The organism is Pseudomonas sp. CP4, assembly GCF_047758505.1.
GTDB lineage: Bacteria > Pseudomonadota > Gammaproteobacteria > Pseudomonadales > Pseudomonadaceae > Aquipseudomonas > Aquipseudomonas fluorescens_AO.
The window spans coordinates 4,169,831-4,184,434 of sequence record NZ_CP180489.1; the positions used below are offsets into that span (position 1 = coordinate 4,169,831).

Below are 14,604 nucleotides of genomic sequence, written 5' to 3' on the forward strand. Positions count from 1 at the left end.
ACATGCTGTTATATTTTAATTGGCATCTTAAAGTTATTGCTCTAGATCCAGGATTGACGAAAAGTCGAATGCGCGGTGCCGATCCTGTTAATACCATTACCAATGACAGGTGTTTGGCAGCGCGATTTTGCGGGACACTGAGGGTAATCGTTTCAAGGAGTGCCTCATGACTGCCAGCGCCGAGAAGTACACCAGCCAGACCTTGCTCGATGTGCAACCGTTGACCCCGAACCTGTTCACGCTGCGCACCAGCCGCGATCCCGGCTTTCGCTTTCGTGCCGGCCAGTTCGCCCGGCTGGGCGTGACCAAGGCCGATGGCAGCACGGTCTGGCGCGCCTATTCGATGGTGTCGTCGCCGTTCGACGAGTTTCTCGAGTTCTTTTCCATCGTTGTGCCGGGCGGTGAATTCACCAGTGAGTTGAGCCGACTCCAGGTCGGCGACACTTTGATGGTGGAGCGCCAGGCGTTCGGTTATCTGACGCTGGATCGCTTTGTCGACGGCCGGGACCTTTGGCTACTGTCCACCGGCACCGGGGTGGCGCCGTTTCTGTCGATCCTGCAGGACTTCGAAGTCTGGGAGAAATTCGAGCGGATCATTCTGGTTTACAGCGTGCGGGAGGCGCGGGAACTGGCCTATCAGGAGTTGATCGCCGGGTTGGCGCAACGTGACTATCTGAGCGAATACGCCCACAAGCTGCAATTCATCCCCACTGTGACCCGCCAAGCGCATCCCGGCGCGCTGCAGGGCCGGATCACCACGTTGATCGAAAATGGCGAACTGGAGCGAGCGGCGGGCGTTGAGCTCTCGCCAGAGCATTCGCGGGTGATGCTGTGCGGCAATCCGCAGATGATCGACGACACCCGCGCCTTGCTCAAGCAGCGCGACATGCGCCTGAGCCTGACGCGCAAGCCGGGGCAGGTCGCGGTAGAGAATTACTGGTAACGAAAACGGCACCCGCAGGTGCCGTTTCAATGTGAAGCAAATGCCTCAGGGCCGCTCGTTCTGCGCCTTGAGCAGGTCGCGGATTTCGCCCAGCAGTTGCTCTTCCTTGCTCGGGATCGGCGGCGCAGTGGGTGCTACGGCTTCTTCGCGCTTGAGGCGGTTGATGGCTTTGACGCCCATGAAGATCGCGAAAGCGACAATCACGAAATCCAGCACCGTCTGCAGGAATTTGCCGTAAGCCAACACCACGGCGGGCGCATCGCCCTGGGCGGCTTTGAGCGTGACGGCCAGATCACTGAAATCGACCCCACCGATCAACAGGCCGATCGGCGGCATGATCACGTCGCCGACAAACGACGAAACAATCTTGCCGAACGCTGCGCCAATGATGATACCGACGGCCATGTCGACCACATTGCCTTTGACCGCGAAGGCCTTGAACTCGCTAAGCACGCCCATAGTTATTTCCTTGTTACAGATGAGTTTGGTGTAGGCAGTGTAAATCAGCGAAACGCCTCCTGCGCGAAACACCTTCTTACAATGCCCGTTTTTATCGACACATCAATTGACGATTAGTTTGCAAAGTGCCAGCAATCGCGCGCGAAATACGCGCTAAAGCGCTGATTGCACAGCCAATTTCTTCAATCATGGTGTTACGTTCTTTCTATTTATGTTCCGCTGCACAGGCCTCTAGCCTTGGCGTGGCGCACCTGGATGCGCCCAATAAAACCAGAGGAACCTGATATGACATCCATTCCTGGACTGGGGGCTTTTCCCCATCGCCGCACCTTCGGTGTACTGACCGCCAGCCTGCTGACCTTTTCAGTCAATGCCGCTCCGCTGACCCGCGATAACGGCGCTGCGGTCGGTGACAATCAGAACTCGCAAACCGCTGGCGCCAGCGGCCCGGTACTGCTGCAGGATGTGCAACTGATCCAGAAGCTGCAGCGCTTCGATCGCGAACGCATCCCCGAGCGCGTGGTGCATGCACGCGGCACCGGCGCTCACGGCACGTTCACCGTGACCGATGACCTCAGTGACCTGAGCAAGGCCAAGGTATTCGCCGCCGGCCAGAGCACCCCAGTGTTCGTACGCTTTTCGGCGGTGGTGCACGGCAACCACTCCCCGGAAACCCTGCGCGATCCGCGCGGTTTCGCCACCAAGTTCTACACCGCTGACGGCAATTGGGATCTGGTCGGCAACAACTTCCCGACCTTTTTCATCCGCGATGCGATCAAGTTCCCGGACATGGTGCACGCCTTCAAGCCCGATCCGCGCACCAACCTGGACGACGATTCTCGCCGGTTCGATTTCTTCTCCCATGTACCGGAAGCGACCCGCACACTGACCGAGTTGTATTCCAACTACGGTACCCCGGCCAGTTATCGCGAAATGGATGGTAATGGCGTTCATGCCTACAAGCTGATCAATGCAAAAAATGAAGTTCACTATGTGAAGTTTCACTGGAAGAGCTTGCAGGGGATTAATAATCTGCGGCCGAAACAGGTTGGCAAAGTTCAGGGTCAGGATTACAGCCATATGACCAATGACTTGGTCAGCAATATCAATAAAGGCAACTTTCCGAAGTGGGACTTGTACGTGCAAGTTCTGAAGCCACAGGATTTGTCCAAGTTTGATTTCGATCCATTGGATGCAACCAAGATCTGGCCGGGTATTCCGGAGCGCAAAGTTGGACAGATGGTCTTGAACCGTAACCCGGCCAATGTCTTCCAGGAAACCGAACAAGTGGCCATGGCACCCGCCAACGTAGTTCCGGGTATCGAGCCTTCGGAAGATCGTTTGTTGCAGGGCCGAGTGTTCTCTTATGCCGATACGCAGATGTATCGCCTCGGTGCCAACGCATTGCAATTGCCGATCAACGCACCGAAAACCGCAGTGAACAATGGCAATCAGGATGGTGCGATGAATTTCGGCGCCAGCCAGTCCGGCGTCAACTACCAGCCAAGCCGTCTGCAACCGCGTGAAGAGACGCCATCGGCGCGTTACAGCCAATCGGCGCTGGCGGGCACCACCCAGCAGGCGAAGATTCAGCGTGAGCAGAACTTCAAGCAGGCCGGTGATCTGTATCGCTCGTACAGCAAGCAGGAACGCCGCGACCTGATCGACAGCTTCGGCGGCTCGCTGGCCACCACCGATGATGAGAGCAAGCACATCATCCTGTCCTTCCTGTACAAGGCCGACCCTGAGTACGGCAGCGGTGTGACCGAAGTGGCCAAGGGCGACCTCAGCCGTGTGAAAGCACTGGCGGCCAAACTGACCGACTGATAGCGATGCGGCGCACGCGAGGGTTTGTCTTGCCTCGCGTGCGTTCAAGGAGAGTGCTCGATGCGTATTTTTCTTTTATGCCTGGCCGGGTGCCTGTCGTTCAGCGCGTGGGCGGCACCGGTCGAGCAAAGCCCCGAGGCAATCAAGGCGCAGTTGCAGGATTACTACTTTGACGCCGCACGGCGTGGCGACGTGCCGATGCTCGAGACCTTTATCGACTCCGGCTATTCCCTCGATACCCGCGACAGCAAGGGTTACACCGCACTGATTCTGGCGGCTTATCACGGTCAGGTGCCGGCGGTTGAGCGACTGTTGGCAGCGGGCGCGGATGCCTGTGCTCAGGACCAGCGCGGCAACACGGCGCTGATGGGCGCGATTTTCAAAGGCGAGTTGCAGATCGCCCGGCGCCTGATGGCCACCGATTGCAGCCCCGACCAACGTAACGGCGCCGGGCAGACCGCGGCGATGTACGCCGGGCTGTTCAAGCGTCTGGAATTGCTTGATGCGTTGAAAGCCAAGGGCGCCGACCTCAATGCCGAGGATCCGCTGGGCAACAGTGCCGCGCGTCTGGCCAGCGGCGAAATCCGTACTGCCGCGCCGCGCTGATCGGCTATGGCTGCGTTATCATCGCGTCTTTTGTTCCGGGGGTTCTGATGGCCAAGGCCAAGCGCATGTACGGCTGCACCGAGTGCGGCGCAACCTTTCCCAAGTGGGCCGGGCAGTGCGGTGAGTGCGGTGCCTGGAACACCCTGACCGAAACCATGATCGAAAGCGGCGGCGCCACAGCTCCCACCGGGCGCACCGGTTGGGCTGGCCAGCAGGCACAGATCAAGACGCTCGCCGAAGTCAGCATCGAAGAGATTCCACGTTTTTCCACCGCGTCCGGTGAGCTCGACCGCGTGCTCGGCGGCGGGCTGGTCGATGGCTCGGTGGTGCTGATCGGCGGTGATCCGGGGATCGGCAAGTCGACAATCCTGCTCCAGACCCTGTGCAATCTGGCCAAAAGCATGCCGGCGCTGTACGTCACTGGTGAGGAATCCCAGCAGCAGGTGGCGATGCGCGCTCGCCGTCTCGGCCTGCCGCAGGATCAACTGCGGGTGATGACCGAAACCTGCATCGAAACCATCATCGCCACCGCCCGCCAGGAAAAGCCCAAGGTGATGGTGATCGACTCGATCCAGACCATCTTCACCGAACAACTGCAATCGGCGCCGGGCGGCGTATCCCAGGTGCGCGAGAGCGCGGCGTTGCTGGTGCGTTACGCCAAACAGAGCGGCACGGCGATCTTCCTCGTCGGCCACGTCACTAAAGAAGGTGCGCTGGCCGGTCCGCGTGTTCTGGAACACATGGTCGACACGGTGCTGTATTTCGAAGGTGAATCCGATGGTCGTCTGCGTCTGCTGCGGGCGGTGAAAAACCGTTTCGGCGCGGTCAACGAGTTGGGCGTGTTCGGCATGACCGACAAGGGCCTGAAAGAAGTCTCCAACCCATCGGCGATTTTTCTTACCCGTGCTCAGGAAGAAGTCCCGGGCAGTGTGGTCATGGCGACGTGGGAAGGCACCCGGCCGATGTTGGTGGAAGTGCAGGCGCTGGTCGATGACAGCCATCTGGCCAACCCGCGTCGGGTGACGTTGGGTCTGGATCAGAACCGATTGGCGATGTTGCTCGCGGTGTTGCACCGTCATGGTGGGATCCCGACCCACGATCAGGACGTGTTCCTCAACGTGGTCGGTGGCGTGAAGGTGCTGGAGACGGCGTCGGACCTGGCGTTGATGGCGGCGGTGATGTCGAGTTTGCGCAACCGGCCGTTACCGCATGATCTGTTGGTGTTCGGCGAAGTCGGCCTGTCCGGCGAAGTGCGCCCGGTGCCGAGCGGGCAGGAGCGGCTGAAAGAGGCGGCCAAGCACGGCTTCAAACGCGCGATTGTGCCCAAGGGCAACGCACCGAAGGAAGCGCCGGCGGGGTTGCAGATCATTGCCGTGACCCGTCTCGAACAGGCCCTCGACGCACTGTTTGAGTGAACGCCGAACCTCTGTGGTGAGGGGGGTTATCCCCGTTGGGCTGCGCAGCAGACCCGCTTTTCAGGGCCGCTGCGCGCCCCAACGGGGATAAATCCCCTCGCCACATAAATCCCCTCGCCACATAAGTCCCCTCACCACATAGATCCCCCTCACCACAGGGCATTCCAAATTGGGACTGGGGGGCCCTAGATCTCGATCAGCGCACCCAGTTCGCGCTCCAGCTCGGCCTCATCCGCCAGATTCAACTCGATCAAGCGGCGCAGGCGCTGGATCGATTCCAGGCTGATGTGCCGGCAGATGAACCCCAAGTGGCCGTTTTCCTCATGGGCCAGATGCACGTCCATCTCGATATCGACGTCTTCGCTCAGATGAATGTCGACGAAGAAGTCCTGGTCTTTATCCCCGAGCCACGGCTCCGGTCGCTCGATCAGCAGGCCCTTGAGCGACAGGTCGATCAGTTTGACCGGCCAGATGTACTCGCCCTGTTTCAGCTCGGTTCGGGCATCGAACGCAATACGTTTGAAACGACGTCGATTGGCGGGGTGCTCGCTCATGGCGCAATCCTCATGAAGGTTCGCTGACTATAGACCGCGAATGCGGGCGCCAGCCAATCGCTCAAGCGTCTAGACCTATGTCGGGGTATGGCCTTTGGCGCCGTAAGCGCTAAACTCGGGGTGGCTGTCTTTCTTGTCCACCCTGGCTGGAATAATAAAATGAAAAATAATAATAGCCTGCTGCGCCACTTACCCTGGCTCGTGCTGGCAATCGTAGGAGCGTGCGCCTTGGGCGTAGTGGCATTGCGCCGCGGCGAGGCGATCAACGCCTTGTGGATTGTGGTCGCTGCCGTGGCCATTTATCTGGTTGCGTACCGTTACTACAGTCTGTTCATCGCCAACAACGTGATGCAACTGGATCCGCGTCGGGCCACCCCCGCCGTGCTCAACAACGATGGTCTGGACTATGTGCCGACCAACAAACACATTCTTTTCGGTCACCACTTCGCGGCCATCGCTGGCGCGGGGCCGCTGGTCGGTCCGGTGCTGGCGGCGCAGATGGGGTATCTGCCCGGCACACTCTGGCTGATTGCCGGTGTGGTGCTGGCGGGCGCGGTGCAGGACTTCATGGTCCTGTTCATGTCGACCCGACGCAACGGCCGTTCCCTGGGCGATATGGTGCGTGAAGAGATGGGCCGGATTCCCGGGACCATCGCACTGTTCGGCTGCTTCCTGATCATGATCATCATCCTCGCGGTGCTGGCGCTGATCGTGGTCAAGGCCCTCGCTGAGAGCCCGTGGGGCATCTTCACCGTGATGGCGACCATCCCGATCGCGATGTTCATGGGCATCTACATGCGCTACATCCGCCCGGGTCGCATCGGCGAAATCTCCGTGGTCGGTGTGTTGCTGCTGCTCGGTTCGATCTGGCTGGGCGGGCAGATCGCTGCCGATCCGGTATGGGCCAAAGCCTTCACCTTCACCGGTGTGCAGATTACCTGGATGCTGGTCGGTTACGGCTTTGTCGCCGCTTCGCTGCCGGTGTGGCTGATCCTGGCACCGCGTGACTACCTGTCGACCTTCCTCAAGATCGGCACTATCGTCGCCCTGGCGATCGGCATCCTGATCACCATGCCGGAGCTGAAAATGCCGGCGTTGACCCAGTTCGTCGACGGCACCGGCCCGGTGTGGAAGGGTGGTCTGTTCCCGTTCCTGTTCATCACCATCGCCTGCGGCGCGGTATCGGGTTTCCACGCACTGATCTCGTCGGGCACCACGCCGAAGCTTTTGGATAACGAAACCAACGCCCGCTACATCGGTTACGGCGGCATGCTGATAGAATCGTTCGTGGCGATCATGGCCATGGTTGCCGCTTCGGTGATCGAGCCAGGCGTGTACTTCGCCATGAACAGCCCGGCCGCAGTCGTCGGCAGTGACGTCGCTTCGGTGGCGCAGGTTGTCACGAGCTGGGGCTTTGCGATTACGCCGGAAGCGCTGCAAGCGGTTGCCCATGACATCGGCGAAACCACCATCCTGGCTCGCGCCGGTGGTGCGCCGACGCTGGCGGTCGGTATTGCGCAGATCCTGCACAGTGTCCTGCCGGGTGAAAACACCATGGCGTTCTGGTACCACTTCGCGATCCTGTTCGAAGCGCTGTTCATCCTCACCGCTGTCGACGCCGGTACCCGTGCCGGGCGCTTCATGCTGCAGGATCTGCTCGGCTCCTTCGTACCGGCGCTGAAACGTACTGAGTCGTGGGGTGCCAACCTGATCGCCACCGCCGGTTGTGTGGCGATGTGGGGCTGGTTGCTGTATCAGGGCGTGATCGATCCACTGGGCGGCATCAACACCCTGTGGCCGTTGTTCGGTATCTCCAACCAGATGCTCGCCGGTATCGCGCTGATGCTCGGCACCGTGGTTCTGATCAAGATGAAGCGTCAGCGCTATATCTGGGTCACGCTGTTGCCGGCCACCTGGCTGTTGATCTGCACCACCACGGCTGGCTTCATCAAGCTGTTCGATGCCAACCCGGCGATCGGCTTCCTGTCCCTGGCCAAGAAGTACAGCGATGCGCTGGCCAACGGTCAGGTGCTGGCACCGGCAAAAAGCGTTGAGCAGATGCAGCACGTGATCTTCAACGCCTACACCAACGCCACACTCACCGCGCTGTTCCTGTTCGTGGTGTTCAGCATCCTGTTCTATGCGCTCAAGGTCGGCATCGCCGCCTGGGGCAAAAAAGAGCGTACGGATAAAGAATCGCCATTCCAGGCCCTGCCGGATGCGTAACCAGAGGATTGCAGCATGTTCAATGACCTGAGTCGCCTCGGTAAATACCTCGGTCAGGCCGCGCGCCTGATGGTCGGCATGCCCGACTACGACACCTACGTCGAGCATATGCAAACCAAACACCCGGACAAACCGGTGATGAGCTACGAGATGTTCTTTCGCGAACGTCAGGAGGCCCGTTACGGTGGCAAGGGTGGGCCGAAGTGCTGTTGAGCTGACAGCATCAGGTTGAGGTAATCCCCTGTGGGAGCGAGCCTGCTCGCGAATACGGAGTGTCAGTTGATGAATGATTTGACTGGCACACCGCTTTCGCGAGCAGGCTCGCTCCCACATTTGTTTTTGTGTTCTTTTCAGGAGATCGGGTTTTGTCTTCTCCCATTCCGGTAACGGTACTCAGCGGTTTCCTCGGCGCCGGCAAGACCACTTTGCTGCGTCATCTATTGAAAGCCGAGCACGGTCTGAAAATCGCCGTGATCGAGAACGAATTCAGCGACGCCGGCATCGACACCCAATTGCTGGGTGACGAGCCGGTGCAAGTCATGACTCTGGCCAACGGCTGCGTCTGTTGCACCATTCACACCGACTTGACCAAGGCGCTGTACTTGCTGCTCGAGCGCCTGGATAGCGGCGAGATTGCCTTCGACCGTCTGGTGATCGAGTGCACCGGTCTGGCCGATCCCGCGCCGGTGGCGCAGACGTTTTTCATCGACGAAGAGCTGCGCGAGCGTTACTTGCTCGACGGCATTATCACCCTGGTCGACGCTGCCCACGCCGATGTGCACCTGACTCAGACCATCGCCCAGGCGCAAATCGGTTTCGCTGATCGCTTGCTGGTGAGCAAGACTGATCTGGTCGATGAGCCGACGTTTACCGCGCTGAGCGAACGCCTCACCCGAATCAACCGCCGCGCGCCGATCCGCGTGGTCGAGCATGGCAACATCGATCTGGCCGAACTGTTGGATGTGCGTGGTTTCAACCTCAATGCTGATCTGGGCGGCGGTTTGAGCCTGCGTCCGGTGAGCAAGGCGCCGTCGATCGATCGCATCTCCAGTCTGGTGCTGCGCACCGATCAGGCGCTGGATATCGATCAACTCAGCGAATTCATGAACGAACTGCTGGAAGAGCACGGCAAGCAATTGCTGCGTTACAAAGGCGTGCTGAACATTGCCGGCGAAGACCGGCGGCTGGTGTTTCAGGGCGTGCTGAAACTCTATGGTTTCGACTGGGACACCGAATGGGCCGAGGGCGAGACGCGCGAGAGTGTAATCGTGTTTATTGCCGATGATTTGCCGGAAGAGAAGATTCGGGCGGGGTTTGCCAGGGTAGCTTCTGACTGATGATTTTTCGGTGTCAGCACTGACGCCATCGCGGGCAAGCCCGCTCCCACAGGTTTATTGGTGTACCCACAATCTGTGAGCGACAAATAACCCTGTGGGAGCGGGCTTGCCCGCGATGGCGATTTAACTCACAACACAATGTTGAAAGGTTGTGCCCAGCAGTGTCAGCTCAAGATGATCCAGATGCCGATTCATCAGCATCCCGGCCTTGGAAACATCACCTCGCTCCACAACCTCAACCAACGCCAAATGCTCCTGCCATGCGCAACAGCCCCGCGTCGAACACTGACTTCGCGCAATCGCCAGCGACGTCAACGGCACCAGGCTGCGCAGAAAATGCGCCAGCGGCAGATTTCCCGCCATCCGCGCCAACCTTAGATGAAACTCTCCCGACAAGCGAATCGCCGCCCCGCGCCGATCCTGCTCGACGGCGCGCTTCTCGCGCTCTACCAACGTGCGCAAGTATTTCAAATCGTCTGGCTGCGGACGCTGACACGCTAACCGCACCAAGGTGTTCTCGGCCAGCCGTCGCGCATGCAAGGTCTGCCGGATCAACTCCCGATCATGTGCGGCCACTCGCGGACGATGATTGGCGCGCAATACCACGATCTGCTCGTGGGACAACTGCGTCAGCACCCGTCGTACATCGGCGCGGCCGGCGCCGAACATCGCTTGCAGACTGTGCTCGGTAAACCGGCTGTCTTCATCGATACGCTGCTCGAGAATCGCTTCGAACAGTCGCGGATACAGATCTTCCGTCGGCGTGCCCAGGCGAGAGACGGGCAGGGCGGTCGATTGCGCGTGGGAGGCTGAAGCGAAACTGTTCATGGCCGTTCTCCTGGCAAATCAGGTGGGCAGGTTGTCGTCCGGGATGTTCAGCTCAACGCCCATGCGCTGGCCTTCGCGCAGAATGTGCCGGCGCATTTCGGCGCTGGCCTGGGCGCTGTTCTTGCTGCGGATCGCGCGGACCACAGCTTCGTTTTCTTCCAGGCGTTCGGCCAGATGCTCCGGGGAATTGCGCAACACTTCGGCACTTTGCTTGAGGGCATTGCTGGTCTGCTGCACCACGCTCTGGAAAATCGGGTTCGAGGTCAGGGTGAAGAGTTCTTCGTGGAAGGCGATGTAGGCGCTGACCCCGGCTTCACTGTCACCGGCCTCGAGGGCTTCGCGCATGTCCATCAGGGTCAGGCGCAACTGTCCGACTTCCTTGCTGCTGATCGATTGCGCGACCAGGCCAACGATGAACGGCTCGAGGGTGTAGCGCAGTTGCAGCACATCTTCGAGACTGGCGCCGGCCACCGCGCTGTCGTGGCTCTGAGTGTCGCTGAGTTGCGCGTCGAGTACGACCACGCCTTTGCCCGGCATGGAACGCACCAGACCGAGGGTTTCGAGGACGATCACCGCTTCGCGCAGGCTCGGCCGGCTGATGCCCAGTTGCTCGGCCAGTTCGCGCTGGCCCGGCAGCATGTCGCCGGAGCGCCACTGCCCTCGGGCCAACGCGGCGCGGAGTTTTTCCACCACTGAGTTGACGACGGTTGAAGTTGTAATCACGTACTGGCTCCCTGGGCCGTGCCTGCGCATTGGCAGGCACGGCACTCATTCAAAATTCTTTGGCCGCCGCCTGAGCGACGGTTTTTCGCGGTTGAAAGTTATAGCCCTGCTCGCCGTTGAGCACCTTGTTCGCGCGTTGTACGTCGATGTCCTTTTCCCAGCGGGCGATGGCCACGGTGGCGACGCAGTTGCCGATCAGATTGGTCAGCGCGCGGCCGATGCCCATGAACCAGTCCACGGCCAATACCAGCACCAGACCGACTACGGGAATCGCCGGGATCGCCGTCAGTGTCGCCGCGAGGATCACCAGCGCCGAACCGGGAATGCCATGGGCACCTTTGGAGGTAATCAGCGACACCAGCAGAATCGTCAGCAGATCGGTCATCGCCAGCGGTGTGCCGGTGGCATTGGCGATGAACACGATGGCCAGGGTCAGGTAGATCGAGAAACCGTCGAGGTTGAACGAGTACCCGGTCGGGATCACCAGGCCGACGGTCGAGCTGCCGATGCCGAGGTGTTCGAGCTTGCGCATGATCTGTGGCAGCACAGCGTCGGAGGAGGCGGTGCCCATGACAATCAGCAGTTCTTCACGCAGGTATTTGAGCAGCGGCCACATGCGCAGACCGGACGCGCGCATGACCAGGCCGAGAATCACACTGACAAAAGCAACGCAGGTCAGGTAGAACAAGCCGACCAGACTACCCAGGTGCTGCAGCGAATCGAGGCCGTATTTGCTGGTGGTGAAGGCGATGGCGCCGAACACGCCGATCGGCGCCAGCCGCACGATCATGCCCATGATGCGGAAGATCACATGGCTCAGTTCGTTGATCAGCCGCGAAATCCCGGAAGCGGCTTCGCCCACCAGATTCAGTGCACTGCCGAACAGCACCGAGAACAGCAGTACCTGCAGAATGTTGTTGTCGGCGAAGGCGCCGATCACCGAGGTCGGGATCAGATCCATCAGAAACTGCGTGGTGGTGTGCATGTGCTGGCCGCGCTCGGCGAGGTCGCCCATGTCTGCGCTGGAGAGCTGCTCCAGATGAATGTTCGCACCGCTGCCAATGCCGGTGCTGAAGGCGAACACCAGACCGATCACCAGAGCGATGGTGGTCAGCACTTCAAAGTAGATCACCGACTTGAGGCCGATGCGCCCGACCTTCTTCAGATCGCCCGCGCCGCTGATACCGCTGACGACCACGCAGAACACGATCAGGCCGATCAGCATCTTGATCAATTTGATGAAGCCATCGCCAAGCGGTTTGAGCTGGGCCGAGTATTCCGGAAGGGTCAGCCCGCAGACGATGCCGAGCATCAGTCCGAGAACCACTTGGAGGAAAATTGAACGCGAGCACCATCTGAGCATGGGAGGAATCCTGGGTCGGTGTCCTGGCTGCCGTACGCGTGGCGCAGCGGATTCAGGACTTAATTATTGTGGTCTTACCGGTATGTCCAGTGCAGGCGCAGTCTAGGCGCAGGTTTTCCAGGTTCGCAAGGAGAAATTTAGACAATTGGCATGACCGGTCTTACCAGTTGCCGGAAAGGCCCGGTCTTGAGCATTTGCGAAAAACGGTAAGGCTGTCTGTTGCCGGATGGGAAGTGGCTCACCTTTTGATGTCAGGTACATGTCTTTCGACAACGCTCAGGATGAAGGTGATTTTCGAGCGCTCTTCGGTTTTGCCCAGATAGACGTACGGCAAACTTCTGATTTTTATGCCGCCCAAGTAGTCGTGGCTTTCCAGTTTCAAACAAACGGGTGTGTGTTCGGCCTGTAAGTTGTCCCGGGTAATAGCGGTGCCATAACGGTCGAGGAGGACAAACTTGCTCGGGCTGTCAGTGTCTGGCTTAACGGCCTCGACAGTGTCCAGCCAGTGATTGCTGATCACCTGATTGAAATAGGGCCCCTGGTTTTTTACGGTGAGGATATAGCCGTCAGGGGTATGACCGAAGTGCAGCTTCAACGGCTTTATCCTGCCGCTCTGCTCGTTGATCCGGATGCCGAGCAAGTGGGATTGATCCCGTATTTGCGGACGTCCGGTATAAAAACCGCCGCTGAACAGACTGATGGTAGCCATCGCCGGTTTGCCGTACAGGTGTTCAAGAAAGCCGACTCTGTGGTCGAACATTCTCAATGTTGCAATGAAAGATTTTTCGATATTGCTCGTCATGACGAAACCCTTTTATCAAGTCGGGTTTCAGACTAAGCGGTTTTCATTTGTGGCGGTTTGCATCTGTGTTGCAAGAGTTTGGTTTGAAAAAAGGGATGAAAAGCCCTGCGGGACGGGATTAGCAGATTGCAGTTTTCTTCGGGTGGTATTGAGTTATCTGATGACTGGCCATAAAAAAACCGGCCAATGTTGGCCGGTTCTTTTATGCAGGTTAACGGGGCTTATCAAGCACCGTACACTGGCAGTTTCTTGCAGATGGTTTTGACTTTCTCACGAACGGCGTCGATTACCGCTTCGTTGTTCAGGTCAGCCAGGATGTCGCAGATCCAGCCGGCCAGCTCTTTGCACTCGGCCTCTTTGAAGCCACGGGTGGTTACAGCCGGAGTACCGAAGCGCAGGCCGGAAGTCACGAACGGCGAGCGTGGATCGTTAGGCACGGAGTTCTTGTTCACGGTGATGAACGCTTTGCCCAATGCGGCGTCGGCGTCTTTACCGGAGATGTCCTGCTTGATCAGCGACAGCAGGAACAGGTGGTTTTCAGTACCGCCCGAAACCACGTCAAAACCGCGCGCGATGAACACTTCGGCCATGGCCTTGGCGTTCTTCACCACTTGTTGCTGGTAAGCCTTGAATTCAGGCTGCAGCGCTTCCTTGAAGCAGATCGCCTTGGCCGCGATCACGTGCTCCAGCGGGCCACCCTGGGCGCCCGGGAATACTGCGGAATTGAGCTTCTTCTCGATCTCGGCGTTCGCTTTGGCCAGGATCAGACCGCCACGTGGACCGCGCAGGGTCTTGTGGGTGGTGGTGGTCACGACGTCGGCGAACGGCACCGGGTTCGGGTAGACGCCCGCGGCAACCAGACCGGCGACGTGAGCCATGTCGACGAACAGGTAAGCGCCGACCTTGTCGGCAATTTCGCGGAAGCGCGGGAAGTCGAGGATCTGCGAGTAGGCCGAGAAACCGGCAACGATCATTTTCGGCTTGTGCTCGACCGCCAGGCGCTCGACTTCGTCGTAGTCGATCAGGCCGTTGGCGTCGATGCCGTACTGGATGGCGTTGTACAGCTTGCCCGAGGAGGAAACACTGGCGCCGTGGGTCAGGTGACCGCCGTGGGCCAGGCTCATGCCCAGAATGGTGTCGCCAGCCGACAGCAGCGCCAGGTACACCGCAGCGTTGGCTTGCGAACCGGCGTGCGGCTGAACGTTGGCGTAATCGGCGCCGAACAGTTCCTTGGCGCGGTCGATGGCCAGTTGTTCAACCACGTCAACGTACTCGCAACCACCGTAGTAGCGCTTGCCCGGATAGCCTTCGGCGTACTTGTTGGTCAGGACCGAGCCTTGAGCTTCCATCACCGCTGGGCTGGTGTAGTTTTCCGAAGCGATCAGCTCAATGTGTTCTTCCTGACGCTGAGCTTCTTGCTCCATGGCGGCAAAAAGGTCGGCGTCGTACTTGGCAATAGTCAAATCACGGCTGAACATGGCGGTCCTCAAGGATCGGGGGCAGAAAAGGGGGGCATTCTAA

At 59.3% G+C, this 14,604-nt stretch carries 14 protein-coding genes; 7 read left to right on the plus strand and 7 right to left on the minus strand.

Annotated elements, in window-relative coordinates:
- Positions 1-166: 166 nt before the first annotated feature.
- Positions 167-943, plus strand: a complete 777-nt coding sequence (locus tag ACMYUN_RS18720; protein WP_039761742.1) for a ferredoxin--NADP reductase — start codon at positions 167-169, stop codon at positions 941-943.
- Between the two features lie 45 nt (positions 944-988).
- On the opposite strand, the gene mscL is transcribed toward ACMYUN_RS18720, so the two are convergent.
- On the minus strand, positions 989-1,402 hold the full coding sequence (mscL, locus tag ACMYUN_RS18725; protein ID WP_024014404.1) for a large-conductance mechanosensitive channel protein MscL: 414 nt from the start codon (positions 1,400-1,402) through the stop codon (positions 989-991).
- 285 nt (positions 1,403-1,687) lie between these two features.
- Here mscL and katB point away from each other — a divergent pair, with 285 nt between their 5' ends.
- From katB to radA, 3 genes are read left to right on the plus strand one after another with little or no spacing between them, the layout of a single operon-like run.
- Positions 1,688-3,229 (plus strand): catalase KatB, encoded by a 1,542-nt coding sequence (katB, locus tag ACMYUN_RS18730; protein ID WP_415761367.1) that lies wholly within the window; start codon positions 1,688-1,690, stop codon positions 3,227-3,229.
- Between the two features lie 60 nt (positions 3,230-3,289).
- Positions 3,290-3,835, plus strand: coding sequence for an ankyrin repeat domain-containing protein (locus ACMYUN_RS18735; RefSeq protein WP_122506661.1), 546 nt, complete (start codon positions 3,290-3,292; stop codon positions 3,833-3,835).
- 47 nt (positions 3,836-3,882) lie between these two features.
- Positions 3,883-5,250 (plus strand): DNA repair protein RadA, encoded by a 1,368-nt coding sequence (gene radA / locus ACMYUN_RS18740; protein WP_003228407.1) that lies wholly within the window; start codon positions 3,883-3,885, stop codon positions 5,248-5,250.
- Between the two features lie 185 nt (positions 5,251-5,435).
- On the opposite strand, the gene ACMYUN_RS18745 is transcribed toward radA, so the two are convergent.
- Positions 5,436-5,804, minus strand: coding sequence for a PilZ domain-containing protein (locus tag ACMYUN_RS18745; RefSeq protein ID WP_039761738.1), 369 nt, complete (start codon positions 5,802-5,804; stop codon positions 5,436-5,438).
- A 159-nt stretch (positions 5,805-5,963) separates the two neighbouring features.
- Here ACMYUN_RS18745 and ACMYUN_RS18750 point away from each other — a divergent pair, with 159 nt between their 5' ends.
- The 3 genes from ACMYUN_RS18750 (at position 5,964) to yjiA (ending at position 9,367) form a co-directional block, all read left to right on the plus strand.
- Complete coding sequence (locus ACMYUN_RS18750) at positions 5,964-8,030, plus strand: carbon starvation CstA family protein (RefSeq protein WP_415761369.1); 2,067 nt, start codon at positions 5,964-5,966, stop codon at positions 8,028-8,030.
- 15 nt (positions 8,031-8,045) lie between these two features.
- Positions 8,046-8,243: a YbdD/YjiX family protein gene (locus ACMYUN_RS18755; RefSeq protein WP_003228401.1), complete on the plus strand. Its 198-nt coding sequence runs from the start codon at positions 8,046-8,048 to the stop codon at positions 8,241-8,243.
- 152 nt (positions 8,244-8,395) lie between these two features.
- Positions 8,396-9,367 (plus strand): GTPase, encoded by a 972-nt coding sequence (gene yjiA / locus ACMYUN_RS18760; RefSeq protein WP_095181860.1) that lies wholly within the window; start codon positions 8,396-8,398, stop codon positions 9,365-9,367.
- 123 nt (positions 9,368-9,490) lie between these two features.
- Here the strand turns inward: yjiA and ACMYUN_RS18765 are convergent, their stop codons facing one another.
- The 5 genes from ACMYUN_RS18765 to glyA all read right to left on the minus strand — a co-directional run bounded on the left by ACMYUN_RS18765 (position 9,491) and on the right by glyA (position 14,561).
- Complete coding sequence (locus tag ACMYUN_RS18765) at positions 9,491-10,195, minus strand: GntR family transcriptional regulator (protein ID WP_415761370.1); 705 nt, start codon at positions 10,193-10,195, stop codon at positions 9,491-9,493.
- Positions 10,196-10,213: 18 nt separating this feature from the next.
- Positions 10,214-10,918 (minus strand): FadR/GntR family transcriptional regulator, encoded by a 705-nt coding sequence (locus tag ACMYUN_RS18770; RefSeq protein ID WP_415761372.1) that lies wholly within the window; start codon positions 10,916-10,918, stop codon positions 10,214-10,216.
- Positions 10,919-10,967: 49 nt separating this feature from the next.
- Positions 10,968-12,281 carry a C4-dicarboxylate transporter DctA gene (locus ACMYUN_RS18775; RefSeq protein ID WP_310406968.1) on the minus strand — a complete coding sequence of 438 codons (1,314 nt, stop codon included), beginning with the start codon at positions 12,279-12,281 and terminating at the stop codon, positions 10,968-10,970.
- A 238-nt stretch (positions 12,282-12,519) separates the two neighbouring features.
- Positions 12,520-13,083, minus strand: a complete 564-nt coding sequence (locus tag ACMYUN_RS18780) for a hypothetical protein (protein WP_415761373.1) — start codon at positions 13,081-13,083, stop codon at positions 12,520-12,522.
- A gap of 224 nt (positions 13,084-13,307) precedes the next feature.
- Entirely contained in the window at positions 13,308-14,561 is a 1,254-nt protein-coding gene (glyA, locus tag ACMYUN_RS18785) for a serine hydroxymethyltransferase (RefSeq protein ID WP_415761375.1), read from the minus strand.
- Between the last annotated feature and the right edge of the window lie 43 nt (positions 14,562-14,604).